A 26080-nucleotide genomic window follows, 5' to 3' on the forward strand; every position below is an offset into this window, starting at 1 on the left:
TCAACGATCTCCCCGGTAGCCGACAAGCCCAAGCATGCCACCGACAACCGGCTTTCCCGGCGCGGGGGCGGGTGAAGACACAGCTAGATCGATTGCCGGCAGAACCGGCTCAGGGTCTGCCGCGAACGCCTCTCCATGGAAATAGGCCGTCTCGGCATCGGCAGCAGAGCGCGCATCGACGATCGCAGCCTGATCAAAACCGCGCCGTTCAAGGGCCTTTATCCGCCAATTGCTGGCTTCGAATGCCACCAGCAAGGCAAGCAGCGCTGCGACGATTTCCGCCAGGTTGCCGTGCCCCGTATAGGAACCGACAATGGAGATGGCTGCAACAGCCGCAAACACCAGCGCAGCTTCGAACCACAGGCGATTGAACAACAGCCAGGGGACCGGTAGAAAGAAAGCAACTATCGAAAAACCATCCCGGATGAAGACGGTCTTGTCATCTTGCCGCTGGTTGTCCTGCAACGGCGGTACCAAAGCAATGTAACTGGTCATATCCCAGCCCTTCTTCTCAGCCGTTCAACGAACCCTTGGTTGAAGGGATGACGCCCTTCTGGCGCGGGTCCGCCTCGATAGCCGTGCGCAGGGTGCGCGCGACCGCCTTGAAACAGGTTTCGGCGATATGGTGGTTGTTGGCACCATAGAGATTGGACACATGCAATGTGATACCCGCGTTCTGCGCCAGCGCCTGGAAAAATTCGCGCACCAGCTCCGTATCGAATGTGCCGATCTTCGGAGCGGAAAACTGCACCTGCCAGACCAGGAAAGGGCGGCCGGAGACGTCTAATGCCGCGCGCGTCAGTGTTTCGTCCATGGCAAGGTCGAGCGAAGCATAGCGATTGATACCGCGCCGGTCGCCAAGCGCCCTGGCAATCGCCTGGCCGATGGCAATGCCAGTATCTTCAACCGTGTGGTGATCATCGATATGCAGATCGCCCTTGGCCTTGATGTCCATGTCGATCAGCGAATGGCGGGACAGCTGTTCCAGCATATGGTCGAAAAAACCCACTCCGGTGGAAATGTCAAACGAGCCCGTTCCATCCAGATCGACCGAAACGGCAATACTGGTTTCCTTGGTGGTCCGCTCTACTTTTGCAGTCCGCATGCTGGCACTGGTCATCCCTGTTTCCCGTCGTCTGGGTTTCGCAAAAACGGCATTAATGCTGGCCTTCTAGATCAGGATTGACGAATCTCCAAATGCTTTGATGGCGCAGGTTCAACTCCAGATTTGCAATTCCAGAGCGGCATCATACATAAGTTGCACAGAAGGGGTTCGATCTGCTGCCATTTGGGGCATAGTCGGACCTGCTTGAAGGAGAATCGAATGCAAGAACACAACCCCTCCACCATGTATGGCACCACGATCGTCACGGTCCGCAAGGGCGGCAAAGTGGTCATCGCAGGCGACGGCCAGGTCAGCCTTGGCAATACGGTCATGAAAGGCAATGCGCGCAAAGTGCGCCGTATCGGCAAAGGCAATGTCATTGCCGGATTTGCCGGCGCCACCGCCGATGCCTTCACCCTGCTCGAACGGCTTGAAAGCAAGCTGGAACAGTATCCCGACCAGCTGATGCGCGCCTGCGTCGAGCTTGCCAAGGACTGGCGCACCGATCGTTATCTGCGCCGCCTCGAAGCGATGATGCTGGTGGCCGACAAATCCATCACGCTTGCGCTGACCGGCAATGGCGACGTGCTTGAACCGGAGCACGGTATCATGGCCATCGGCTCGGGCGGCAACTATGCCCTGGCAGCCGCGCGTGCGCTTGTCGACACCGACAAGACCGCCGAAGAGATTGCCCGTAAGGCCATGGAGATAGCCGCCGATATCTGCATCTTCACCAATACGAGTGTAACGCTCGAGACGATCGATGCCGAGTGAGCCATCCTACCGCTTCAGGCCGTTGGAGCCGGCCGATCTGGATCTGATTTCAGGTTGGCTGGCTGAGCCGCACGTGGCGCAATGGTGGGGCAATGATCCCAAGGAAGAGTTCAACGCCATTGCGGCGCATATGGACAGCATATCCGTCGAGCCGTTCATCATCATGCTGGATGAACGGCCTATCGGCTACCTGCAAACCTACGATCCGCATTTGGAAGATGATCATCCCTATCAGGATCAGCCAACAGGCACGCTGGGCCTTGATCAGTTCATCGGCGAACCGGATCTGCTCAATGCAGGACATGGGTCGCGCCTGATCGACGAGTTTGTTTCCCTGCTCTTCGAAGAAGGTGTGCCGCGCGTGATCCTCGATCCGGACCCGGCCAATGCGCGCGCGATCAAAGCCTATACCAAGGCGGGTTTTATCCCTTTCGATACCCGCACATCCATTTACGGCCCTGCCCTGATGATGGCACGGGACAATCCAGATGAAATGAGACCATGATGACAACCTTTTCTCCCCGCGAAATCGTCTCTGAACTCGACCGGTTCATTATCGGCCAGAAGGACGCAAAACGTGCCGTCGCCATTGCCCTGCGCAACCGCTGGCGCCGCCAGCAGCTTGAAGGGCAGATGCGCGAAGAAGTCATGCCCAAGAACATTCTGATGATCGGACCCACCGGCGTCGGCAAGACGGAAATCTCCCGTCGCCTCGCCCGTCTGGCCGGGGCGCCGTTCATTAAGGTGGAAGCCACCAAATTCACCGAGGTCGGTTATGTCGGCCGCGACGTTGAACAGATCATCCGCGATCTCGTTGAGGTTGCCATTGGCCTCGTTCGCGAAAAGAAGCGCGAAGATGTCAAGGCGAAAGCCCACCTCAATGCGGAAGAACGTGTTCTCGATGCCCTCGTCGGCAAGACGGCCAGCCCGGCAACCCGGGATTCGTTCCGCAAGAAACTGCGCGATGGTCTGATCGATGACAAGGAAATCGAAGTCGAAGTGGCTGACACCGGTTCGGGCATGCCCAATTTCGAACTGCCGGGCATGCCAGGCGCCAATATCGGCGTGCTCAATTTGAGCGACATGCTGGGCAAGGCCATGGGCGGACGCACCAAGACCATCAAGACAACGGTCAAGGAATCCTACGGCGTTCTGATCAATGACGAGTCCGACAAGCTGCTTGATCAGGATCAGATCACGCAGGAAGCACTGCGTTCGGCGGAAAATGACGGCATCGTCTTCCTCGACGAGATCGACAAGATCGCCGCCCGTGATGGCGGCATGGGTGCCGGCGTGTCGCGCGAAGGCGTGCAGCGCGATCTGCTGCCGCTCGTCGAAGGCACAACCGTTGCAACAAAATACGGTCCGATCAAAACCGACCATATCTTGTTCATCGCATCCGGCGCCTTCCACGTGTCCAAGCCATCCGACCTTCTGCCGGAATTACAGGGCCGCCTGCCGATCCGCGTGGAACTGAGCGCCCTGACACGCGATGACATGCGCCGGATCCTCACCGAGCCGGAAGCCAGTCTGCTCAAGCAGTACATCGCCCTTCTGGCAACGGAAGAGGTGAAGCTTGATATCACCGACGATGCGATCGACGCACTGGCCGATATCGCCGTTGATCTCAATTCAACGGTCGAGAACATCGGCGCACGCCGCCTGCAGACGGTCATGGAGCGCGTGCTCGACGACATCTCGTTCAACGCCCCTGATAAGGCTGGCGCCGAATATACCATCGACGCCAAGTATGTACGTGAAACGGTCGGCGATCTCGCCAAGAACAGCGACCTGTCGCGGTTCATCCTCTGACCGTGTGACAGATAAGCATCGCTCCGGGCTTATTTACCGATGCCCCCTCGACTTCCGAGGGGGCATTTTTTATTTTCGCGCACCTCCGGCTGGAACCTGTTAAGGGAGGTTGTGCTTAAGCATCTCCCCGGGCGGGCCACCGTTCATCTGACTCGATCGAAATTCTGGGCTGACAATGAAACGACATCTGATCCTTTTCGCGACCACCTGCCTTCTTTCACTGTCCGCCGCCCTTCACCCAGCCTCGGCGGTAACCGTCGTGCCTGAAGGCAATCGCAATGCGACCCAGCCCAATATTCCCGTCGCCTCGATCAAGCGGACGGGCGAGCTGAATACAACGCATGAAGCGAAGTATCAGAAAATCTACAACCTGCTGAAATCGGACCCGAAGCTGCGTTCGAAGATATCGAGCGTTGCCAGGACCTATGGCATCGATCCGGTTCATATCGTTGGCGCCCTTGTCGGCGAACACACCTATAATGTCGATGCTTACGACCGTCTCCAGACCTACTACGTCAAGGCTATTTCCTATGTAAAGCAAGGGCTTAGCTTTGATTATCAGGGTGAAAGCATTGGCGACTTCATCAAGCGCCCGCAATTTTCCTCCTGCGCGCAGTACAAGGACAGCCTGCGTCTGTGGACCTGCCGCGAAGGTGTGTGGGAAGCGGACTTCCGTGGCAAGACGGTGGGCGGCAAACGCTTTCCCGACAACCGGTTCGCTGCGGTGTTCTTCCAGCCCTTCTATGCCGGCCAGACCTTTGGCCTTGGCCAGCTTAGCCCATTGACGGCACTGCAGATGACGGACATGGTCAATCGCTATTCGGGTTTGCCGAAGCTGGATGCGGACCGTGCCACGGATGTCTACAAGACAATCATGGACCCGGACTTCACCCTTCCCTACATGGCGGCGACCATCAGGGAATCCATCGATGTCTACCGGCGGGTGGCGGATTTCGATATTTCAAAAAATCCGGGAATCACCGCGACGCTCTACAATACGGGCGGCGCCGATGCGCGCGCGCGGGCTCTGGCCAAGACCAATGCAGGCCGTGCCGCGGCCGGACAGCCGCCGCAACTTCCCGAAGAAAACTACTATGGCTGGCTCGTCAACAACAAGCTCGATCAGTTGAAAGCCCTGTTTTAAGGGTCAACGCCGCCGCTTGCCGGCGGATCGCTTTATCTCGCCAATCAGGGATTGAACGACATCCGCCTTGAGGTCGCGAATATGCGCCGCAACCAGGTTGGCCAATTCCGTCGATGCTGGCGGCAGGCCGGCGGTGTCAATCGTGATGCGCGGATGCGAGATCATGGCCAGCCGCTGCAATTCCTCGGCCTCGTCCCAGATGATGTTGAAATACTGGATGATGCGCTGCAGCTTGTCCCATGTCGGCTGTCCGCGCCTTCCGTGCTCCAGCGCCGAGAGATAGGCAGCCGAAACCCCGATGGCCTTCGCCATTTCTTTCTGGGAGATGCCGCGCTCATCCCTAAGCTGGCGCAGCTTTTCACCGAACGGCGTCATGGCACCTCCGGCAACCGGCGCATGCGGACATAGATGGCGCCCGTCCCGCCATGATTGCGGGCCGCATCTTCATAGCCATTGACCAGCACGCGGAACGGCGGCGTGGTGAACCAGAGCGGAACCGCCTGACGCAGGACCCCATCGCTTCCCATGGACGATCCCTTGCCGGTGATGACAAGCACGTGGCGCAGCTCGCGCTGGTGTGCGCGGCGGAGGAAGCCGAGAAGCAGGCCATAGGCCTCGCTTTGCGTCAATCCGTGCAAATCGATCCGGCCTTCGATGACCACCCGTCCGCGCGATATCTTCTTGTGGGTCGGACGGTCGATCGGATGCAGCCGATGCGCAGGTATCGCCGGTTTTGCCGGAGCCGGCGCTGGCATTGCCTTCGATTTGATCTTTTCGGGTGCCGATGGCGTAACTGCTGGCTGATCCTGCACCGCATCGAGCAGAAATTCCATCTTGTCCTTCCCCTTCAGGGGTCGGGTGGATTTTGCGACTTTCTCCCAGAGAATCCGGTCTTCAATGTTGGTGAACTCGTCCCTGGACCGCTTCATGCCCGATCCGCCAACAATGACCGGGGTACAAGCGCATAAAAAATGGCGTCATGGCGAATGCCGCCCGCAATGTCGCCTGCCGCGTCGCCGGACCCGGCAAAAAGGTCACCGCGCGCCGGCCCTACGATGGCGGACCCGGTATCCTGCGCAATCATCAGCCGCGCAAACCCCTCTCCCCCGAAGGCCTGCAAGGCAGGTACCGAGATATAGAAGGGCGTACCGAAGGTATGCAGCAGCCGGTCGACAGCAAGGGAACGTCCGCCCGTCAGCGGCACCTTGGCAGCCGCAATCGGCCCCAGCGCGGCATCGTCGACCGCCGCTTCGCGAAAGAAAATATAGGATTGGTTGTTCCACAACAGGCTTTGAACCTGATCAGGATTGTCGGCGAGCCATGCGCGAATAGCCTGCATCGACATTTTATCCAGCGGGATTTCACCGCGATCCAAGAGGATTTTTCCGACGCCGGTAAATCGGTGGCCGGTCTTCGCCGCGTAGGTGATGCGGCGCAGGCGACCGTCGGTCATCTTCAACCTGGCGGCGCCCTGAACATGAATGAAGAAGGCATCGACCGGACTTTCGACAAAGGCTATTTCCAGATTTTGCCCGTCGAGTGCGCCGCTCTCAATGGCAGCACGGTCAAAATACTCGGCAAGCCCTATCGGGGTTTGCCGTGCGAAAGCGAAATAGGGATCAAAACCCGCAGGCCGATTGCTGTCGTCCACATCCACCAGATCATTCGGGCGGCTGAGAAAGGGAACCGTGTAGCGTTCCGTTCGAACCGGAGAAGCAACCACCTCGGGTTCATAGAAACCCGTGACAAAACCATGTCCCGTCTCGGGATTTTCCAGGCGTGCCGGCCGGAACCATTTTTCAAAAAACCGCCGTGCCTCTTCGTCACTTTCGACCAATGTTTCACGTGAATCAGCGAAAACAGGCGCGAGGGCCTCAAAAGTGATGCCCAGAGATCCGCTTTTATAGGGCTTTTCCAGAACCCTGCGGGCAGAACGCACAAAAGCTTGAAACGCTTCAAGCTGGTTGTCGTTCTCCCAACCGGGGCAATCGGTGAATGCCACCGGTTTGAAGAGAGGGGAAAGCATGGTCTGGCGCTCGCGACAGGAGAATCAATCTTCGGCTTCGGTCGCGACGAGTTTCCAGTTCGGATCCTTCGAGCGGGTATCCCGCGCATAGGTCCAGACATCCTTGACTTCAGCCACCGCTTCCTTGTCGCCGTCGATCACGTTGCCGTCCTTGTCCAGGGTTGCCGAAATCAGCTCGCTGACGACGCGCACTGTCACGTGCGCTTCCGTGCCCTTCATTTCAGCGCCGGTAATGTCGGCCTTGTTGATGCCGACGAACGAGGATTGCACCTTTTCGCCGCGCGATTCACGATCGGCGATGGCTGAAACGAAACCATCAAATACTTCGCGGGACAGGAGCGATTTGAGCGTCTTGCGATCACCATCGGCAAAGGACATGACGATCATCTCATAGGCCATCTTCGAGCCTTCAAGAAACTTCGCCGGATCGAATGCCGGATCGGCGTTCTGGATGGTGCGAAGGCCTTCGTTCAGCGGCGTACCGGGTTTCGCCAGCGCATCCACCTTTTCAAACTGGTTTTCCTTCGGCTCGCCGCGCCGCGGCAGCGACACGACATTATCGCCGGGTTTGGCCTTGTCTTCGACCTCGGCTGTGCGCGATGATGCATACGGATTGAATGGCGGACGCTCGTTGCCGGTGCGGCGACCAAGGACCTTGCGCAGCTGCAAAAAGATCACCACTGCTGCCACGAAGAAGAAAATCGTTCCGAAGTCCAGATATTCCATGTCGCCTGCCATTCATCCCTAAATTCAGTCGGCCGTTCATTGTACAGCCATTGCGCTTTTGTCGAATTACCAAAACATATAGATTGCTGAAGGCAATCATACAAATGCTCATGTTCATACCTATATAGGCATGAAATTGACGCCGGGTATGGATTATAACCGGATATGTCCTTCGAAAGGTAAATTAGTTGCGATCCTCTCTTGTGCCCCTGTTCCTGCTTGCACTGCCATTTCTTGAAATTGCCGGCTTCATTGTGGTTGGCAGCAAGATCGGTGTTCTGGCAACGCTCGGCCTGATCATCCTGTCGATGTTCCTCGGTGTTTTTCTGTTGCGCCTGCAGGGATTTGGCATCCTGCAGAAAATCCGTTCGGAAACCGCCGCCGGCCGGACGCCGAGCCGCGAACTTGTGCACGGCGTCATGCTGTTCTTTGCCGCGTTCCTGTTGATCGTTCCTGGCTTCATCACGAACATTATCGGCCTGCTTTTGTTCATACCCGCCGTCCGCGATATTGGCTGGCGTTTTGTCCGGAGCCGCGTGGTCGTGGTCAATCCTGCAGCAACGGGCCATTCCCGGCCCGTTCGCTCCGCTGATCGTGTCATTGAACTTGACCCGGAAGATTATTCCAGGAAATCCGACCCCCACTCGCCATGGAGCCCGAAAGAATAGCGTGCGTGCATGAGGATGGTTCGTCCCGGCTTGCCTCGCTGGGGCTCTCATGCTAGCCAGCCATCATTCATTCGATAACCGCCGAAGCGGACGCAACGAGAGAAGGTTTCCAGACAATGGCTCAAAAGCCTGATGAAAATGCCGAAAACGGCAATGAAGCGACCAATGGCAATGGGAGCGTCCAGCAGCAGACACTGAACATTCTTGCTCAGTACGTGAAGGATTTGTCCTTCGAAAGCCCAGGCGCGCCTCTGTCGCTGCGCCCGCGGGACAAGGCTCCCGGCATCAGCATCAATGTGAATGTCAACGCCAATCCGATTGCCGAGAACGATTTCGATGTCGTTCTGACCCTCACGGCCCGTGCCGGTGAAGGCAAGGAAGTCCTGTTCAACGCGGAACTCGTCTATGGCGGCGTTTTCCGTCTGGAAGGCTTCCCGCAGGAACATCTCCTGCCGCTGCTTTTCATCGAATGCCCGCGCCTGCTCTTCCCGTTCGCACGTCAGATCATTGCGGAAGCAACCCGCAATGGCGGTTTCCCGCCGCTGATGATCGACCCGATCGACTTTGCGCAGATGTTCCAGCAGCGCATGGCTGAAGAACAAGCCAAGTCGATGGTCAGCTAAGCCAACGGTTCTACAAGATAACAAAAACCCGGGTTCGACCCGGGTTTTTTTGTTGCCGCGATTTTTACCGTGCTGCTATCCGTTCGTTCCAGATCGCTTTCTCGCCAATCTTCTCGACCAGCTTGTCGTGCGCCTGCTTTTCCGAATCGGTGAGGCGGGATGGCAGCGGTACCGCGCGGCGCGCAATGACAACAACCGTTTCCGTATCGGCGGATTGCTTGTTGTCGGACTGTTCGGCAACGGTCAGGCCGAGGGCCGCCTGTTTTCCGCCGATCAGTTCGATATATACTTCTGCCAGCAACTGCGAATCGAGCAACGCGCCGTGCATCGTGCGGTGACTGTTGTCGATGCCGTAACGACGGCACAGGGCATCCAGGGAATTTGGGCCCATCGGATGTTTGCGGCGCGCGAGTGCCAGCGTATCGATAACCCGGTCATTGCTGATGGGGGGGTGCCCCAGGCGGTTCAGCTCGGCATTGATGAAGCCCATATCGAATGTGGCGTTGTGGGCGATCAGCTTCGCCCCGTCGATGAATTCGAGAAAACCGTCGACGATGCCGGCAAAGACCGGCTCATCCTTCAGGCGGTCATTGCTGATGCCGTGAACGGCCAGCGCATCCGGGTGGACCTGTTTGCCATCCGGATTGATGAAAACATGAAATGTGTTGCCAGTCGGGAAACGATTGACCAGTTCCACACCGCCAATTTCGATGATGCGATCATCCAGCCGGTCGAGCCCTGTTGTTTCCGTATCGAATATGATCTCGCGCATGGAATCGTCCTTTGACCCAAATTTCATGAATTGACCGGCCAGCGCAAGGCCGGAGCAGCGGTTTCCCCGCTTTCCGCCTGTCAGGAATCCGTGAGAATCCGGATTATCTCGTTGATCTCGGCCCGCGTCGCATCGAATGTCTGGTCCGTGTTGACGATAAAATCGGCACGGGCGCGTTTCTCGGCGTCGGGAGTCTGGCGCTCAAGAATTGCTTCGAGTTTTTCGGGAGTCATGTCGGCCCTGGCCAATACCCGCCTTTTCTGCACCTCTGCCGGTGCGCTGACAACAAGGATCTTATCCACCCGCTTATCGCCACCGGTCTCGAACAGCAGCGGAATATCGATCACGGCAAGCTTCGCACCTTGGGATTGAGCGCTATCGCGGAAAGCGTTCTCTTCGGAACGAACCATGGGGTGGATAATCGATTCAAGCTTCCGAAGTGCCTTGGGATTGCCAATGACCGCCGCCGAGAGCCTGGCGCGATCCACCACGCCGTTTTCCGTCGTTCCGGGAAAAGCTGCTTCAATCAAAGGAGCTGCCGCGCCGGAATATAGTCGGTGAACCGTTTCATCGGCGGAATAGACCGGAACGCCCGCATCCATGAACATTTGCGCGGCTGTCGATTTACCCATGCCGATCGATCCGGTGAGACCCAGCACGATCATTTTGCTTTCCCTGCCGCCATATCGGCCAGAATGAGGTTTCGCAGCTCTGCCGTTACATCCGGCCGTTTGCCGAACCAGTGCTCAAAGCCCGGTACGGCCTGGTGCAGCAACATGCCCAGTCCATCGGCGGTTTCGAGACCGCGCAAGCGCGCTGCGCGCAAAAGCGGCGTTTCCAACGGCACATAGACAATGTCGGTCACCAGCGCATCCGAATCAGCCTCGGTCAGGTCTATCACCATCTCGTCTTTACCCGACATGCCGAGCGATGTGGTGTTTACAACCAGTGACGCGCCCTTCAGCAATTCCGGCACGGCGTCCCACCCATGGGCACCCCCGGAAATTCCAAACCGGTCTGCCAGTTCCTGGGCCCGCTCCATGGTTCGATTGACGATCCTGATGTCGGTGAAACCGCGCTGCTTCAACGCAAAGATCACCGCCCGGCTTGCCCCGCCCGCACCCAGCACCAAAGCGTTCTTGCGCTCACTCCAGCCGGGGCTTAGCGAATCCAGATTTGCCAAGAACCCGTAAGCATCCGTATTGCCACCATGCAGAATGCTATTTTCGAACCAGAGCGTGTTCACCGCTCCGATTTCTTCGGCGGCAGAATCGCGCTTCCCGCACAGGGAAAAAGCCACTTCCTTATGCGGGATGGTGACGTTGCCGCCGACAAACCCATTGTCATGCAATGTGCTGATAAAGGCCGCAAACGCGTCTGGTGCAACCTCGACCGCCCGATAGGAGCCGTCCAATCCGAATTGCCTGAGCCAGTAACCGTGGATGAGCGGCGAGCGTGAATGACGGATTGGATAACCCGTTACGAAAGCGCTGGGATGATCAGCCATCGATCGCACCCTCCCGGCGCAGTTCATTCAGCAACGGCAACAGTGGGAGGCCGACAATGGTAAAATAATCCCCATCCACCTTCTCGAACAGCTGCACGCCTTCGCCTTCATACTGGTAGGCGCCAACACTTTGCAGCGCGACGGTTCCAACCCGTGCCAGGTGCCGTCCAATGAAAGCCGGATCGAGATCGCGCAATGTCATGCGCGCCACCGAAACGTGCCGCCACAGCGTCTGCCCGCTCTTGACCAGAACAATCGCGCTGTTCAGGTGATGAGTCCTACCGGAAAGCCTGAGCAGTTGCCTGCGCGCGGCCTCCATATCGGCAGGCTTGTGCAAAACCTCGTCGCCCAAGGACAGGGTTTGATCCGAACCGATCACCAATGCGTCCGGGTTACGCTCACTGACATCAAGCGCCTTTGCTTCAGCCAGAACAAGCGCGATGTCCTCCGTCGTTGCTCCGCTCTTATAGAGAGGCGCTTCCACCGCCCGCTCATCGATATTGGCCGACTGTGCGGTAAAAGCGATGCCGGCGTTTTTCAGGAGCGTCGCGCGGAATGGACTTTTGGAAGCAAGAATAATCTGCATTTGTCTTCTTCTCTGATTAATAATGCGGCTATCGCCCTTGGGAACGCAGGGCGAGAACCGCCGCCGCCGTTTCTTCAATAGAGCGGCGTGAGACGTCTATCATAGGCCAATTATAGCGATGGCAAATCTGCCGCGCATAGGAAAGCTCTTCAATAATATTGGCCCGGTCAAGATAGTGATCCGTGTCAAAGCCCGGGGTTGCCCCGAGAATGCGATGCTGGCGCACCTGTGAGATCCGCTCTGCCGAGGCAATCAGGCCAACAATCAGCGGCCGTTCTGCATTGATAATCACATCGGCAATGGGCACACCGGGAACGATGGGCACATTGGCGGTCTTGATGCCGCGATTGGCGAGATAAATGCTTGTCGGGGTTTTCGACGTCCGTGAAATGCCGATCAGAATGACATCGGCTTCTTCGATGTCGAGCGGCAGCTGGCCGTCATCATGCTCCATGGTAAAATTCAGCGCATCGATGCGGCGGAAATATTCCGCATTGAGCACATGCTGCGCCCCAACCCGCCTTCCCGCCGGAGCACCGAGATAGGACTGGAATATGCTGAGGACCGGTTCAAGAACGGACACGCAGGGAACGCCAATCGTCGCGCAGCTTTCATCGATCATTGCCGCCAGCCGTTTATCCACGATGGTGTAAAGGACAATGCCAGGTTCTGCATCGATACCTTCAAGCACCTTTTTGATCTGCTTTTCCGTGCGAATGAGCGGATAGACGTGTTCAATGGCGCGCGCATGCACATATTGCGCCGCGGCTGCGCGACCCGCCGCCAGGAGAGTCTCTCCGGTCGCATCAGAAATCATGTGAAGATGGAAGTAGTTGACTGGCTTTGTCACAGAAAACTCGACTCCCTGTTGATGACTGGGGAGAATTCTCCCGGTTTTGAACAAGCAATGGCAGCCATGTGAATCATTGGCAAGTCATCCACAGCGAGCCCACTTGTGGATGACTCTTCCGGGCATAGCTGCGATCTGGGGATTGTTGCGACTCTTCGTCCGTTGTTCCCCGCACTCCCACATGGATATCCACAGATTGATATTATTCAACACACTGATAATGAACGGTATTTTACTTTATTACCGTTTTTTCTGAAATTTGCTTTATGGTTTTCCCTGTTTCGCATTGCTCCAGTTGCCTGTGGGAAAAAGTTGGCAATCTGGTAATTCCCGATACAAACAGACTCTAAGAATCAGAAAATCAGAAAATATCCAATTTTCTTTTTTGTAAGACAAAGCTGGAGAGAGACGGAATGGTCCGCAAAGTGATGAAAGTCCTTAGAGGCGAGACAGTTTTTCCGCCTCCCATCTGGATGATGCGCCAGGCTGGACGCTATCTTCCTGAATACCGGGAGGTCAGGAAGAACGCCGGAAGTTTTCTGGATCTCTGCTATTCGCCCGATCTCGCCGTCGAAGTGACGCTGCAGCCGATCCGCCGTTTCGGATTTGATGCGGCAATCCTGTTTTCGGACATTCTTGTCGTGCCGCATGCGCTTGGCCGTGATCTGCGCTTTGAAGAGGGCAGAGGCCCTTTGATGACGCCGATTGATGCGGATGGCATTTTCTGGCTTGAACCCAATGGGGCTGTGGAACGCCTGGAGCCCGTCTACGAGACTGTTCGGCTGCTTCGGCATCAACTGCCACAGGAAACCACCCTGCTTGGCTTCTGTGGCGCTCCATGGACTGTGGCGACCTATATGATAGCCGGTCATGGAACACCGGACCAGGCGCCGGCCCGCCTCTTCGCCTACCGCTATCCGGATGCCTTCCAGAAACTGCTGGACGAACTCGCCGATGTCTCAGCGGAGTATCTGATCCGCCAGATCGATGCCGGTGCTGATGCGGTACAGATTTTTGATTCCTGGTCTGGTGTTCTCGATGAAGCCTGCTTCGAGCAGTTCTGTATCGCTCCCGTGGCCAGGATCGTTAAAAAGGTGCGTGCATCCCACCCGGATGTCCCGATCATCGGTTTTCCCAAGGGTGCTGGTGCGCTTTATGTGAACTATCGCGAGCGCACCGGGGTGACAGCCTTGGGCCTCGACTGGACGGTGCCGCTGTCGCTGGCGTCTTCACTTCAAGGAGGCGGGGCAATTCAGGGCAATCTTGATCCCTTGCGTGTTGTAGCCGGCGGCCGGGCGCTGGATGAAGGCGTGGATGCCATTCTTGACGGTCTGGGTCATGGCCCGCTGATCTTCAATCTTGGCCATGGCATCACCCCCGATGCCCCCGTCTCCCATGTGGAACAGATGGTTGCACGCGTCCGGCAGGCAAGAGCCAGGAACTGATGCACTGAAAACCGGGGATTTATTATGAGCAGCAACGAGATGCCGGTCCAAAATTCAAACAAGACAGCATCGATGGCAAAGGCAATCGGTGTCGTTTTTGCGTTGGTTGTTGTGACGCTGGTTTATCTCTATCCCGACAATGCCTATCTCTGGGTGAAGGCATTGCATGTGATTGCCGTCATTTCCTGGATGGCCGGAATGCTCTATCTACCGCGGCTGTTCATCTATCATTGTGCCGCCGAAAAAGGGTCCGTCCAATCGGAAACGTTCAAGGTGATGGAGCGCCGGTTGCTCAAGGCCATCATCAATCCGGCTATGATGGTGACATGGGCCGCCGGGCTTTGGCTCGCGTGGCGAACGGTTGCCTATATGGACGGTTGGTTTCATGTGAAATTCCTGGCCGTCCTGATCCTTTCCGGCATTCACGGTTACTTTTCCAAGGCTGTCCGCATGTTCGCCGAGGATAGAAACGCAAAGCCTGCCCGTTTCTGGCGGATGATGAATGAAGTGCCGACGGTTCTGATGATCATTATCGTGATCATGGTCATCATAAAGCCATTTTGACTCATCATTTTATTTTCTGCCTGATATCAATACCACTCATGAAACCCCTTGCCCTTGCAGTCATGATTGGCTAGATAGGGGCTCTTCTCTGGAAATACCGCCATAGCGATCTTCAGCCATTCATACATGGCACTGCATTCCGGCATCGTCATTTCCCTTCCCCATTTCAAACCTATAAGATTAAGAGTTCCGCACACATGCAGGAAATGAAACTACAAGAACTCAAGAACAAGACGCCGGTTGATCTTCTGGCGTTTGCTGAAACACTGGAAGTCGAAAACGCCAGTGTCATGCGCAAACAGGAACTGATGTTTGCGATCTTGAAGAAACTGGCCTCCCAGGATGTCGAAATTATCGGCGAAGGCGTGGTCGAGATATTGCAGGATGGCTTCGGCTTCATGCGTTCTGCCAATGCAAACTATCTCCCAGGCCCCGACGACATCTATATCTCCCCATCGCAGATCCGGCGGTTTTCGCTGAAAACCGGTGATACCGTCGAAGGTCCGATCCGTGGGCCCAAGGAAGGTGAGCGCTATTTCGCCCTTCTCAAGGTCAACACCATCAACTTCGAAGACCCGGAAAAAATCCGTCACAAGATCCACTTCGACAATCTGACACCGCTCTATCCGAATGAGCGTTTCAAGATGGAGCTGGAAAATCCAACCACCAAGGATTTGTCGGCCCGCGTTATCGATCTGGTGGCACCCCTCGGTAAAGGCCAGCGCGGTCTCATCGTCGCTCCGCCCCGTACCGGTAAAACCGTTCTCCTCCAGAACATTGCCCATTCCATCACTGCCAATCATCCCGAATGCTATCTGATCGTTCTTCTGATCGATGAACGTCCGGAAGAAGTCACGGATATGCAGCGTTCCGTGAAGGGCGAAGTGGTCTCTTCCACGTTTGACGAACCGGCGTCCCGCCACGTTCAGGTGGCTGAAATGGTCATCGAGAAGGCGAAGCGCCTGGTTGAACATGGCCGCGATGTGGTCATCCTGCTCGATTCCATTACGCGCCTTGGCCGCGCCTACAACACCGTGGTGCCATCATCCGGCAAGGTTCTGACCGGTGGTGTCGACGCCAACGCGCTTCAGCGCCCCAAGCGTTTCTTCGGTGCGGCACGTAATATCGAGGAAGGCGGATCACTGACGATCATTGCGACGGCGCTTATCGATACGGGCAGCCGCATGGACGAAGTTATCTTTGAAGAATTCAAGGGTACGGGCAATTCGGAAATCGTGCTCGACCGTAAGGTTGCCGACAAGCGCATCTTCCCGTCCATGGATATTCTGAAATCCGGCACGCGCAAGGAAGACCTGCTGGTCCCGCGTCAGGATCTGCAGAAGATCTTTGTCCTGCGCCGTATTCTGGCCCCGATGGGCACGACAGATGCGATCGAGTTCCTCATCGACAAGCTGAAGCAGACCAAGACCAATGGCGAATTCTTCGATTCGATGAATACGTAACAGTCCTAGGATTGCGGTTTGAGTAGCGCTGCCAGCGCCTCGGCCGTTTCCACAGGCGCCAGACACACCAACCCGCGGCAGAGATAGGCCGCGGGTTTTTTTATAGTGATTGCTCCGCTGCCGGGCACCAGTTCGATTGTGGTGTTTTCTCCAAAATCCATCCAGATATCGGTACGGCGCGGGTCTGGATAATCGTTTGCAAGCTGCAGGAGCGGATGGCCTTTGTCCGCAGTGACCAGGACGAGCTTCATCGGTTCCAGCAGCAGGCTGGCGCTATTGAGAACACCAGCCTGGCCATAGCGCTGTTCAAGCACACGACCGAGCGCGTTTTCAGCAAGTTCCTCGACCCGCCGCTGCAATGCGTAGTCCGATGTTGCTGTCGCCAGACGCGAAATGGCTTCGATGATCTGCCCGGTGGCACTCGGTATGGCCTCATCCTGATCACCGCGCACGCGGATGATGACATCGGTGCTGTCGATCGCGCTGAGGGCATGATTGCCACCTTCCGTGAGATGCCAGCGATCAAGAGACTGGAGCCAAAGAGCCGCGTCATCGAGAAACGCTTTGTCCTGCGTCACTTCATAGAGGGAAATGGCGGCATTGATCATCGATGCATAATCCGATGACAGACCGGGAAAGAGGCGCGACTGTTCCAGAACGGAATGCGGCAGACGCCCATCAACCATCGATTCGGATATGGAACGATAAGCGCCCAATGCCAGATCCAGCCAATCCTTGCGCTGGAATAACCGCGCCGCCTCCGCGAGCGCACGGATCATCAGCCCGTTCCAGTCAGTGAGCGATTTGTCGTCGCGATGGGGGTGGACCCGGCCTTCGCGGCGGTTGAAAAGTATCTGTCTGGCCTTTGCCAAATGTGCCTCGGTGTCCGCATCTGATGAGCCGGGCGAGGTCAGGCGATTGAGAATGGTTTTGCCTTCCCAGTTTCCCTCTGGGCGGACATCGTAAACCGTGCGAAAGATATCGAAATCCGGCGTCGCCGGAATTTCATCATCAGACCAAACGTAGAACCGGCCCTCTTCACCCTCGCTGTCGGCATCCAAGCTCGAGGCAAAGCGTTGGCCGTTCGCCAGCATTTCGCGCTCTAGCCAACCGACAGTTTCTTCGATTCGCAGGCGGAACAATTCATCTTTGGTTTCTGCATAGGCATAAGTGGCGTGACGGATGAACTGGGCATTGTCGTAAAGCATCTTTTCAAAGTGCGGAACAAGCCAGCGATCATCGACGGAATACCGGGACAGTCCGCCGCCGAGATGATCGTAGATGCCGCCTTGCAGCATCATTTGCAGGCTCCTGAGAAAGGCATCCCTGTGCTGGGTATTGCCGGTGCGCAGCCAGGAAAGCCAGAGTGCATCCATGAAAGGCGCATTCGGGAATTTCGGAGCGCCGGTCAAGCCGCCTTTCTGCATGTCGATCATGCCGGATATATTGGCGGAAAACTGATCAAATATATGTTTGTCCAGCGCTGCCGGACCCGCCTGGGCGTCAAGACGGGCGCTGATGTGGCTGGTCAAGGCATCGACGTTCTGGACGACGCGCGCGCGGTCTTCGCGCCATACCCTGTCGATCGACTGCAACACGTCGACAAAACCAGGCCGGCCATAGCGTGAGTTTTTGGGAAAATAGGTTCCTCCCCAAAACGGCTTTGCCTCCGGTGTGAGAAACATCGTCAGCGGCCAGCCCCCCTGCTCTCCCATCGCGCCAAGAGCTGCCATGTATATCTGATCGATATCCGGCCGTTCTTCCCTGTCCACCTTGATATTGACGTAGTGGGCATTCATCAGGTCAGCAACGTCGCCATCTTCAAAGCATTCGTGCGCCATGACATGACACCAGTGACAGGCAGCGTAACCAACGGACAGCAGAATGGGCTTGCCCGTTTCCTGTGCCTCCGCAAGCGCAAGCTTTCCCCATGGCCGCCAATGCACCGGGTTGCCGGCATGCTGACGAAGATACGGGCTGGACTCGTTCCCGAGCAGATTGGCTTGCTGATACATTGGATTACTCCGCTCTTCCCGAATGCCGGCTTGAGGGTTATCAAGACATCCAGTGTAGCCGTGGATAAATGCAAATGAAACAGAACCAGAATTTCAGCGAGACTATTTTTGCCCTGTCCAGTGGGCGGCTCCCATCTGGTGTCGCCGTGATCCGCATGTCCGGATCGAAGACTCGATTCGTTATCGAAACAATCTGCGGTAACCTTCCTAAGCCACGTCAGGCCGAGCTGCGTACGTTTCGCGATGCGCTAAGTAGTCCCGTTGATCGGGGGCTCGTGTTGTTTTTCTCCAATCCCCATAGCTTTACCGGCGAAGATTGCGGCGAGTTTCACCTGCACGGCGGCCGTGCTGTTGTCGATGCAATGATTTCGCTTCTCTATACCTTTGACAATTGCCGCTTGGCCGAACCCGGTGAGTTCACGCGGCGCGCCTTTGCCAACGGAAAATTCGATCTGACGGTGGCTGAAGGACTCGCGGATCTGATCGCCGCTGAGACCGATGCTCAGCGTCGCCTGGCATTGCAGATCGCATCGGGTTCGCAAGTTCAGCTCTACTCATCCTGGCGAACCGAGATGATCCGCGCGCGCGCCTTGATTGAAGCGGAACTCGATTTTGCCGACGAATCCGACGTCCCCGGTTCCGTATCGGATCAAGTCTGGGTATCGATGCGCGATCTCGCGGAGAAGATTGAGCAACATGTGGCGGATGGAAAACGCGGCGCAATCGTGCGCGATGGCTTCCGTGTGGTGATTGTTGGTGCGCCGAACGCCGGCAAATCGAGCCTGCTGAATGCCTTGGCGGGAACCGATGTGGCGATTGTCTCCGATGAACCGGGAACGACACGCGACCTGATTGAAATCAAACTTGATCTGGGAGGCTTGCCCGTCCTTATCACCGATACGGCGGGTCTCAGGGAAACCGAGGGTAAGGTGGAACAGATCGGCATCGAACGGGCACTTGACCGCGCGCACACGGCAGATTTGGTACTGTTGCTGACGGATATGGCGAGCCCGCTACCAGCACCATTTGTCGAGCTGGATGCTATCGATACGCTGCGAATTGGAACGAAGCTGGACGTTGCCGAGAGAACGAAATCCGAAAGCAATGATCTGAACGTTTCGATCCGGTCGGGCGAGGGCTTGAATGATCTGATAGCAGCTTTGAGATCCAGGGCCGAATCTGCAGCTGGGAATCTCTCGGATCCGCTTCCGACTCGCCGCCGTCATATGGAGTTGCTCACCCAAACGAGCCGTGAAATCAATCACGCTGTGGCTGACGTAGCCGCGCCGCTGGAAGTTCGGGCTGAGTATCTACGTCGGGCCTCCCATGCATTGGGCCGGATTACTGGAGACGTGGATGTCGAGGATATTCTCGATGTGGTATTCTCACAGTTCTGTATAGGCAAATGATTCACGTGAAACATTGAAACTATAACGGCAATTTGCGCGCGCGAATTGTTTCACGTGAAACATTGTTCTTTGACTCACACTTGACTCAGGACGTTGATTTGCTCATCAAGACACTGAATTCGAATCTCGGAAAGTTTGGCTCGTGGAAGACAATTTTGATGTCATTGTCATTGGTGGAGGGCACGCCGGCTGTGAAGCCGCAGCCGCCTCCGCCCGCTATGGCGCGCGCACGGCGCTCGTGACGCACAAAGCGGACACGATTGGTGTCATGTCCTGCAATCCCGCCATCGGTGGTCTTGGCAAGGGGCATCTGGTCCGGGAGATCGATGCGCTCGATGGTCTGATGGGTCGCGTTGCCGATGCCGCTGGTATTCAGTTCCGACTTCTCAACCGGCGCAAAGGCCCTGCTGTTCGCGGCCCGCGCACGCAGGCGGACCGGAAGCTCTATAGGCTGGCGATGCAAGCGGCGATTGCGGAACAGCAGAATTTAACTGTTGTTGAAGGTGGCGCCAACGATCTGGTCATTCACGGCGGAAAGGTTGCAGGCGTCCAATTGATGGATGGCCGCGTTATCTCTTGCGGTGCTGTTGTCCTGACAACGGGAACATTTCTTCGCGGCTTGATCCATATCGGTGAAAAGAAGATACCAGCAGGGCGAATGGGCGAGGCCCCTGCCCTCGGTTTGTCGGATACCCTGACGAGGCATGCATTCGCTTTGGGCCGATTGAAGACAGGCACACCGCCGCGGCTGGATGGTCGCACGATCGATTGGTCGGGGCTTGACGTTCAATCTGCGGACGAGGACCCGCTGCCGTTCTCGCTGATGACGGATGTCATCACCAACCCCCAGATTGACTGCGGGATTACGCGCACGACGCCCGAATCGCATGCCATTATCCGCGCGAATCTGCATCGCTCCGCGATGTATTCCGGGTCGATTGAAGGCATTGGCCCGCGCTATTGTCCGTCTGTGGAAGACAAGATCGTCAAATTTGGCGACCGGGATGGCCATCAGATATTCCTGGAGCCCGAGGGTTTGGACGATCATACGGTCTATCCCAATGGGATATCAACATCCCTGCCTGAGGACGTACAGTTGGAAATTCTCAAGACCATACCGGGTCTCGAGCGTGCAACCATGCTGCAACCGGGGTACGCCATTGAGTATGACTATATTGATCCGCGTGAGTTGGATCGAAGCCTGCAGGCGCGGCGCATAGGCGGCCTGTTTCTCGCCGGGCAGATCAATGGAACAACGGGATATGAGGAGGCGGCGGCGCAGGGTTTGCTGGCGGGACTGAATGCGGCGCGGCTATCTGGCGGCGGCGTGCCGGTGATCATTCATCGGACCGAAGCCTATATCGGGGTGATGATCGATGATTTGACATCGCGCGGCGTGAGCGAACCCTATCGCATGTTTACGTCGCGTGCGGAATTTCGGCTTTCCCTGCGGGCAGACAATGCCGACGAACGTCTGACACCGATGGCGGACCGATTGGGGATATTGGGTTCTGGTCGCCGGGATCGCTTTGCTGCGCGTACCAAACAGTTGGACACGGCGCGTGATCTGGCAAAGCGCTTGACTATTACACCAAATACGGCAGCGGCCATGAATTTGCATCTCAATCAGGACGGTGTTCGCCGTTCCGCCTATGAACTGCTTGCCTTTCCTGAGATAGACCTGGCGCGTTTGCGGTTGATCTGGCCGGAACTGGCTGACATTAACGGTCGTGTGGTGGAAGCCCTGGAGATCGAAGCGCAGTACGCGGTTTATCTCGAACGCCAGAAGGCGGACGTTGCCGCGATGGAACGCGAAGAAGCTTTGCTCATACCGCAGGGTATTGATTTTTCGATGGTTTCCGGCCTGTCCAATGAGCTGAAGCAGAAGCTGAAGCAACGCGAGCCGCGATCAATAGCGGAGGCCCAGCGCATCGATGGCATGACGCCGGCTGCACTTGCCCTCATTATCACCCAAATCCGTCGCAACACTGTCGCAAGAGACGTGGCGTGAGCGATTGGCGGGAGAAGAAGCTGCGTGGGGTTATCCCCAATGTTTCACGTGAAACAGTCAAGGACCTTATTGACTTCGAAGATCTGTTTCGAAAGTGGTCAAAGGCGATCAATCTCGCCTCCCCTGCCACGCTGGACGAGTTGTGGGAACGGCATATTATCGACAGCGTACAGCTCCGCCCGCTTATGCCTGCGGCCAAGCGCTGGCTTGATCTTGGTTCGGGGGGCGGTTTTCCGGGTGTTGTTCTCGCTATTCTCCTGAAGGAAACGGCGGGTGCGGCGATTGACCTTGTCGAGAGCAATGGCAAGAAAGCTGCCTTTTTACGGACTGCTCTGGGCCAGTTTCAAACTCCTGGAACAGTGCATGCGGCGCGAATTGATGCGGTTTGGTCGAAAATCGCCACACCTGACGTTATTACGGCCCGTGCACTTGCGCCGTTAAGGGAACTTTTTGCGCTGACAGAGCCCTGGTTGACGAATGGCGCAACGGCACTTTTTCAAAAAGGCCGGGATTATCGCCGCGAGATCGAGGAAAGCCGTGACGGCTGGTCATTTGATCTGGTACAACATGCCAGTGTGGTCGATGTTGAGTCGGTGGTGTTGCAAATCAGCAATGTGCGGCGCAACCAGGCGGCGAAATAGGCCATTTTTCGATTTTATCGCCGATAATAATGGTTTGCTCGGGAAACAGTGATGAACAGTCAGACTCGTATCATTACCATAGCCAATCAGAAGGGCGGTGTGGGGAAGACCACAACTGCCATCAACCTGGCTACGGCGCTTGCAGCCATCGGCGAGAACGTCCTGATTGTCGATCTCGATCCCCAGGGCAATGCCAGTACCGGGCTGGGCATTGATCGCAAGAACCGTGAGTTGTCGTCCTACGATGTCCTGATGCAGACTGCGTCGGTCGGCGAGGCAGCCATTGCCACGGCCGTTCCCAACCTGTCGCTCATTCCGTCTACGCTCGACCTTCTAGGAGTTGAGATGGAGATTGCCGGTTCTGCCGACCGTGCCACGCGTTTGCGCAAGGCATTTCGTGGTGATAATGCGGCCTCGCCCTTTACCTATATTCTGATCGATTGCCCACCATCGCTCAATCTCCTGACCATGAACGCCATGGCGGCGGCCGATTCCGTCCTTGTGCCGTTACAATGTGAGTTCTTCGCATTGGAGGGGTTGAGCCAATTGCTCGAAACCGTCAACCAGGTACGGACGGCGCTTAATCCGACCCTGAACATTCAGGGTATTGTACTGACCATGTTTGACGGTCGAAACAATCTGGCGACACAGGTTGTTGACGATGTCCGTTCGTTTATGGGCGACAAAGTCTACCGCACAGTCATTCCGCGCAATGTGCGTGTCTCGGAAGCACCCTCCTACGGTACGCCCGCCATTCTGTACGACCTGAAGTGTGCGGGCAGCCAGGCTTATCTGCAGCTGGCGTCGGAAGTTATTCAAAGGGAGCGGCATTTGCGTGCTGCTTGATCGATTCGAATACGAAACATTTATGAGAGCCTATGACAATGAATGAAGATCCGTCAAAAAAGCGCCTCGGTCGAGGTCTTGCTGCGCTCATTGGAGAGATGGACCGTCTGCCGGAAGAAAATGTTCCTCCGCGCATCGCCACTTTGGATCGTCAGGTTCCCATTGAATTTGTCACGCGCAATCCGCGCAATCCGCGGCGTTTGTTCACGGAAGCCGATCTGGAGGATTTGACCCAGTCGATCCGCGAACATGGTATTGTTCAGCCTGTCGTGGTTAGACCCGTCAAGGATTCCGCGGATCGCTATGAGCTGATCGCCGGCGAGCGGCGTTGGCGCGCGGCGCAACGTGCCGGTCTGACCACCGTTCCCGTCATCATTCGCGAAGTCGATGACCGGGTCGCGCTTGAACTGGCGATCATCGAGAACGTTCAGCGCGCCGACCTCAATCCGATTGAAGAAGGCATGGGCTATCAGCAGCTGATTGATGATCATGACTATACACAGGCGGATCTGGCGCAGGTTATCGGCAAGAGCCGAAGCCACGTAGCCAATACATTGCGTTTGCTGAAACTGCCGGAAACGGTTCGCGACCACATCACGAATGGTGCTCTGTCGGCTGGACATGCACGTACGCTGATCACCGCGGAACATCCGGATGTCCTGGCCGAGCGGATCATTCGCGACGGCCTGTCTGTTCGTCAAGCGGAAGCACTGGCTCAAGGTGGCGGCAAACCGGCGGCTCCGAAAGTCAAAGCGGACAATGATGAAAACAAGGACGCGGATACGCGGGCACTGGAAAAACTGCTGTCGGACGTAACTGGCATGCGTGTAACGGTCAATCATCAGGCCAAGGGCGGAGACGTGCGTATTCATTACGCAACGCTGGAACAACTGGATGAGATCTGCCGCCGTCTGCAAAGCTGAGTTGGAAGCAGTAAATCCTTTGAATTCAATCTGTTAGAGAATTTTATGTCTCGTAACGGCGGTCGTTGCGAGCATTACCTAACGGCCATTCCGCCCTGCCCGCGCGGCTTCAGCAGCCAGAGCGATCAGTGACTGACGAATGATCGGTATGGAAAGTGTCGCGTTGCGGCGGCTTTCCAGCACGGTTTTCTGCAACCGTTCGATGGCGCGGGCGCAGCTTTGTGTTGTCCAGCGCTGCAATGCCATTTCCACCAGCCGCCGCCGCGAGAAAAACACCGGCGGACGCGCGGATGCCACAGCCGAACCGGCATTCTTGCCCTCCGTTTCCATGCCGTAACGCAGGCTTTGCAACGTCTGGAACTGGCGTATGGCGGAACTCAGGATCAGAAAGCTTGAAGACCCGGAACCGATAACACGATCGAATGCATGGGTAAAATCCGTCAGGTTGCCCGTCATCATGGCATCGACAATTGTCTCGTAGGAAGTGGCGCTGACATCGCCGATGATATCGCGGACATCCTCAATGGTTACCCGTTCGCGGCCATGGGCATAAAGACAGATTTTCTCAAGCTCGGCACGCGTGGCCAGCCGGTCTCCCCCAAGGCTTTCTTTCAGCAGGTTGCGGGCATCCAGCGTGATCTGCAGCTTGTTGCGGGCAAGCATGTCATCAATGGTTGCGTCTACGCCCTTCGCATCATCGCTGTAGCAAGGCAAAGCCATGGCGCTTGCGCTCTGCTCGACAATGCCGCGCAGACCCGCACCCTTCTTGAGGTCGCCCGCCTCGATCAGGATGAATGTGTCAACGGGTGGTGTTTTGGTCAGATGCGTTACGGCATCAGCCAATCCCTTCTGTCCGCCGGCGTTACGGACCCAGATCAGGCGCTCGCCGCCAAACATGGAAATGGTGTTGGCCTCGTCGGACAGCCGTCCGGGTTCCGCCTGAACATCATCGGCATCGAGGCGTATGACGGCAAAGGGATCGTCCTGGGCAAGTCCGGTCAGCTTGATAAAGACGCTGGCCCGTTCGCTCGCCAGGCCCTTGTCGGGGCCGTAGAGCAGTACGATGGGATAAGCCCTGTCGAGCCTCTTCAGGAAGGAATCAACCTCGTGTGCTTTCTTCTGTGCCATGTCGAAGGGTTTAGCGCATTGAACGCGGATTGCAATTGCGGGCCCTTTACCGGGTGAGACAAACAGCCATCAACGAGTGGGCATCGTTGCCAGCCGCCGTGAATATCGGGCAATCAAAGGGTTTTGACGACAACGGTGCAAGCCTAGCCAAAAAGCAAAAAGGCCCAGGTAAACCTGAGCCTTTTGATCTTCGAACAACTGGAGCGGGAGAAGGGATTCGAACCCTCGACCCCAACCTTGGCAAGGTTGTGCTCTACCCCTGAGCTACTCCCGCATGTGCCAGTTTGTCTTGCGAAGCGGGGCCTATATGACCCAAGGACAGACCAATTGCAACAGTGAATTTTTGACTTTGTGACGATATTCGAAAAAAAATTCAACAGGTGGATCGGCCCGGCAATGAAATGTCCGATTAAACCAAGGTACGGCTGGGTTTTCGCTTGAGAGCGTGCGGTGAAGCGATTAGGACAACAAAAGCATATTTTCCGATTGCCGGTGCCGCGAGAGCCAGAATGCCCAAGACATACGCAGAACTGATGCAGAAATTCGATGATCTCGGAATCAAAGTGTCAACGATTCGGCATGCTCCGGTGTTTACGGTTGCCGAAGCGCAGGATTTGCGCGGGCAGGTTCCAGGTGCCCACACCAAAAACCTGTTCCTGAAGGACAAGAAAGACAAGTTCTTTCTCGTCACTGTGGACGAAGAGGCGCAGGTCGATCTTAAAACAATCCATACCAAGATTGGTGCATCGAGCCGCGTTTCATTCGGCAAACCGGAAAAGCTGATGGAGTATCTTGGGCTTGTTCCGGGTTCGGTCAGTGTGCTTGGCATTATCAATGACGAGGAGCATCAGGTGAAGGTCGTGCTTGATGAGGGGCTCATGCACAATGAGATCATCAATGCGCACCCGCTGAGCAACGATGCCACCACATCCATTCGGCGAGACGATCTCTTGCGGTTTCTCGCATCTACCGATCACGAACCCCTGATCTTGAAAATTGATGAATCCAACCCAACCTGAGTGCAGGCTGTAAACAGGTCCAA

General features: G+C 56.4%; 28 protein-coding genes and 1 tRNA gene. 15 read left to right on the forward strand and 14 right to left on the reverse strand.

Going from position 1 to position 26080, the window contains the following annotated elements; translation table 11 throughout:
* Window positions 1-495: a DUF2628 domain-containing protein gene (locus ACIQWS_RS13270; protein WP_403179785.1), complete on the reverse strand. Its 495-nt coding sequence runs from the start codon at window positions 493-495 to the stop codon at window positions 1-3.
* 16 nt (window positions 496-511) lie between these two features.
* Window positions 512-1120, reverse strand: coding sequence for an imidazoleglycerol-phosphate dehydratase HisB (gene hisB / locus ACIQWS_RS13275; protein WP_403179788.1), 609 nt, complete (start codon window positions 1118-1120; stop codon window positions 512-514).
* A gap of 204 nt (window positions 1121-1324) precedes the next feature.
* Here hisB and hslV point away from each other — a divergent pair, with 204 nt between their 5' ends.
* From hslV to ACIQWS_RS13295, 4 genes are all read left to right on the forward strand, one after another.
* On the forward strand, window positions 1325-1879 hold the full coding sequence (hslV, locus tag ACIQWS_RS13280; RefSeq protein WP_105734132.1) for an ATP-dependent protease subunit HslV: 555 nt from the start codon (window positions 1325-1327) through the stop codon (window positions 1877-1879).
* The gene (locus ACIQWS_RS13285; protein ID WP_403179794.1) at window positions 1869-2384 is read left to right on the forward strand and encodes a GNAT family N-acetyltransferase; all 516 of its coding nucleotides are present in this window, start codon (window positions 1869-1871) and stop codon (window positions 2382-2384) included. The genes hslV and ACIQWS_RS13285 overlap by 11 nt, the downstream gene beginning before the upstream one ends.
* Window positions 2384-3691 (forward strand): ATP-dependent protease ATPase subunit HslU, encoded by a 1308-nt coding sequence (hslU, locus tag ACIQWS_RS13290; RefSeq protein ID WP_403179798.1) that lies wholly within the window; start codon window positions 2384-2386, stop codon window positions 3689-3691. Before ACIQWS_RS13285 ends, hslU begins: the two co-directional genes overlap by 1 nt.
* 175 nt (window positions 3692-3866) lie before the next feature.
* The gene (locus tag ACIQWS_RS13295; RefSeq protein WP_346305562.1) at window positions 3867-4835 is read left to right on the forward strand and encodes a DUF1402 family protein; all 969 of its coding nucleotides are present in this window, start codon (window positions 3867-3869) and stop codon (window positions 4833-4835) included.
* A 3-nt stretch (window positions 4836-4838) separates the two neighbouring features.
* Here ACIQWS_RS13295 and ACIQWS_RS13300 read toward each other — a convergent pair whose 3' ends face one another.
* Genes ACIQWS_RS13300 through ACIQWS_RS13315 form a run of 4 tightly spaced genes read right to left on the reverse strand, consistent with a single transcriptional unit; the run spans window position 4839 to window position 7587 of the window.
* A complete protein-coding gene (locus ACIQWS_RS13300; protein WP_288191891.1) occupies window positions 4839-5210 on the reverse strand; it encodes a helix-turn-helix domain-containing protein in 372 nt (123 codons plus the stop codon).
* A complete protein-coding gene (locus tag ACIQWS_RS13305; protein WP_403179803.1) occupies window positions 5207-5764 on the reverse strand; it encodes a Smr/MutS family protein in 558 nt (185 codons plus the stop codon). Before ACIQWS_RS13305 ends, ACIQWS_RS13300 begins: the two co-directional genes overlap by 4 nt.
* Window positions 5761-6861 (reverse strand): murein transglycosylase A, encoded by a 1101-nt coding sequence (locus tag ACIQWS_RS13310; RefSeq protein WP_403179808.1) that lies wholly within the window; start codon window positions 6859-6861, stop codon window positions 5761-5763. Before ACIQWS_RS13310 ends, ACIQWS_RS13305 begins: the two co-directional genes overlap by 4 nt.
* Before the next feature lie 24 nt (window positions 6862-6885).
* Window positions 6886-7587, reverse strand: coding sequence for a Tim44/TimA family putative adaptor protein (locus ACIQWS_RS13315; protein WP_288191894.1), 702 nt, complete (start codon window positions 7585-7587; stop codon window positions 6886-6888).
* Window positions 7588-7775: 188 nt separating this feature from the next.
* On the opposite strand from ACIQWS_RS13315, the gene ACIQWS_RS13320 reads away from it, so the two are divergent.
* On the forward strand, window positions 7776-8255 hold the full coding sequence (locus ACIQWS_RS13320; protein ID WP_403179812.1) for an FxsA family protein: 480 nt from the start codon (window positions 7776-7778) through the stop codon (window positions 8253-8255).
* Between the two features lie 116 nt (window positions 8256-8371).
* The gene (gene secB / locus ACIQWS_RS13325; RefSeq protein ID WP_223613951.1) at window positions 8372-8878 is read left to right on the forward strand and encodes a protein-export chaperone SecB; all 507 of its coding nucleotides are present in this window, start codon (window positions 8372-8374) and stop codon (window positions 8876-8878) included.
* A 64-nt stretch (window positions 8879-8942) separates the two neighbouring features.
* On the opposite strand, the gene dnaQ is transcribed toward secB, so the two are convergent.
* From dnaQ to ACIQWS_RS13350, 5 genes are all read right to left on the reverse strand, one after another.
* Window positions 8943-9650 (reverse strand): DNA polymerase III subunit epsilon, encoded by a 708-nt coding sequence (gene dnaQ, locus ACIQWS_RS13330; protein WP_403179816.1) that lies wholly within the window; start codon window positions 9648-9650, stop codon window positions 8943-8945.
* Window positions 9651-9730: 80 nt separating this feature from the next.
* Window positions 9731-10315: a dephospho-CoA kinase gene (coaE, locus tag ACIQWS_RS13335; protein ID WP_403179819.1), complete on the reverse strand. Its 585-nt coding sequence runs from the start codon at window positions 10313-10315 to the stop codon at window positions 9731-9733.
* Complete coding sequence (locus ACIQWS_RS13340; protein WP_403179822.1) at window positions 10312-11157, reverse strand: shikimate dehydrogenase; 846 nt, start codon at window positions 11155-11157, stop codon at window positions 10312-10314. Before ACIQWS_RS13340 ends, coaE begins: the two co-directional genes overlap by 4 nt.
* The gene (locus tag ACIQWS_RS13345; protein WP_403179827.1) at window positions 11150-11743 is read right to left on the reverse strand and encodes a Maf-like protein; all 594 of its coding nucleotides are present in this window, start codon (window positions 11741-11743) and stop codon (window positions 11150-11152) included. The genes ACIQWS_RS13340 and ACIQWS_RS13345 overlap by 8 nt, the downstream gene beginning before the upstream one ends.
* Window positions 11744-11771: 28 nt before the next feature.
* Window positions 11772-12593, reverse strand: coding sequence for a pyruvate, water dikinase regulatory protein (locus ACIQWS_RS13350; RefSeq protein WP_223613946.1), 822 nt, complete (start codon window positions 12591-12593; stop codon window positions 11772-11774).
* 413 nt (window positions 12594-13006) lie between these two features.
* Between ACIQWS_RS13350 and hemE the strand changes: the two genes are divergently transcribed.
* The 3 genes from hemE to rho all read left to right on the forward strand — a co-directional run bounded on the left by hemE (window position 13007) and on the right by rho (window position 16065).
* Entirely contained in the window at window positions 13007-14038 is a 1032-nt protein-coding gene (gene hemE / locus ACIQWS_RS13355) for a uroporphyrinogen decarboxylase (RefSeq protein WP_346305571.1), read from the forward strand.
* A 72-nt stretch (window positions 14039-14110) separates the two neighbouring features.
* Window positions 14111-14602, forward strand: coding sequence for a protoporphyrinogen oxidase HemJ (gene hemJ / locus ACIQWS_RS13360; protein ID WP_403179832.1), 492 nt, complete (start codon window positions 14111-14113; stop codon window positions 14600-14602).
* 197 nt (window positions 14603-14799) lie between these two features.
* Complete coding sequence (gene rho, locus ACIQWS_RS13365; RefSeq protein WP_091879370.1) at window positions 14800-16065, forward strand: transcription termination factor Rho; 1266 nt, start codon at window positions 14800-14802, stop codon at window positions 16063-16065.
* Window positions 16066-16070: 5 nt separating this feature from the next.
* Here rho and ACIQWS_RS13370 read toward each other — a convergent pair whose 3' ends face one another.
* Window positions 16071-18080: a thioredoxin domain-containing protein gene (locus ACIQWS_RS13370; protein ID WP_403179834.1), complete on the reverse strand. Its 2010-nt coding sequence runs from the start codon at window positions 18078-18080 to the stop codon at window positions 16071-16073.
* Between the two features lie 74 nt (window positions 18081-18154).
* On the opposite strand from ACIQWS_RS13370, the gene mnmE reads away from it, so the two are divergent.
* The 5 genes from mnmE (at window position 18155) to ACIQWS_RS13395 (ending at window position 23910) form a co-directional block, all read left to right on the forward strand.
* Window positions 18155-19489, forward strand: coding sequence for a tRNA uridine-5-carboxymethylaminomethyl(34) synthesis GTPase MnmE (gene mnmE, locus ACIQWS_RS13375; protein ID WP_403179837.1), 1335 nt, complete (start codon window positions 18155-18157; stop codon window positions 19487-19489).
* 142 nt (window positions 19490-19631) lie between these two features.
* Window positions 19632-21500: a tRNA uridine-5-carboxymethylaminomethyl(34) synthesis enzyme MnmG gene (gene mnmG / locus ACIQWS_RS13380; RefSeq protein WP_403179842.1), complete on the forward strand. Its 1869-nt coding sequence runs from the start codon at window positions 19632-19634 to the stop codon at window positions 21498-21500.
* Entirely contained in the window at window positions 21497-22141 is a 645-nt protein-coding gene (gene rsmG / locus ACIQWS_RS13385; protein WP_403179846.1) for a 16S rRNA (guanine(527)-N(7))-methyltransferase RsmG, read from the forward strand. Before mnmG ends, rsmG begins: the two co-directional genes overlap by 4 nt.
* A gap of 51 nt (window positions 22142-22192) precedes the next feature.
* On the forward strand, window positions 22193-22987 hold the full coding sequence (locus ACIQWS_RS13390) for a ParA family protein (protein WP_403179850.1): 795 nt from the start codon (window positions 22193-22195) through the stop codon (window positions 22985-22987).
* A gap of 38 nt (window positions 22988-23025) precedes the next feature.
* Complete coding sequence (locus tag ACIQWS_RS13395) at window positions 23026-23910, forward strand: ParB/RepB/Spo0J family partition protein (protein WP_346306704.1); 885 nt, start codon at window positions 23026-23028, stop codon at window positions 23908-23910.
* Between the two features lie 78 nt (window positions 23911-23988).
* Here the strand turns inward: ACIQWS_RS13395 and holA are convergent, their stop codons facing one another.
* Complete coding sequence (gene holA / locus ACIQWS_RS13400) at window positions 23989-25038, reverse strand: DNA polymerase III subunit delta (protein ID WP_403179853.1); 1050 nt, start codon at window positions 25036-25038, stop codon at window positions 23989-23991.
* Between the two features lie 199 nt (window positions 25039-25237).
* Window positions 25238-25312, reverse strand: a tRNA-Gly gene (locus ACIQWS_RS13405).
* A gap of 235 nt (window positions 25313-25547) precedes the next feature.
* On the opposite strand from ACIQWS_RS13405, the gene ACIQWS_RS13410 reads away from it, so the two are divergent.
* A complete protein-coding gene (locus ACIQWS_RS13410) occupies window positions 25548-26057 on the forward strand; it encodes a prolyl-tRNA synthetase associated domain-containing protein (protein WP_403180995.1) in 510 nt (169 codons plus the stop codon).
* Window positions 26058-26080 lie beyond the last annotated feature (23 nt).

Origin of the sequence: Phyllobacterium sp. NPDC097923, assembly GCF_044760925.1 — a bacterium.
Taxonomy (GTDB): Bacteria; Pseudomonadota; Alphaproteobacteria; order Rhizobiales; family Rhizobiaceae; genus Phyllobacterium; species Phyllobacterium calauticae.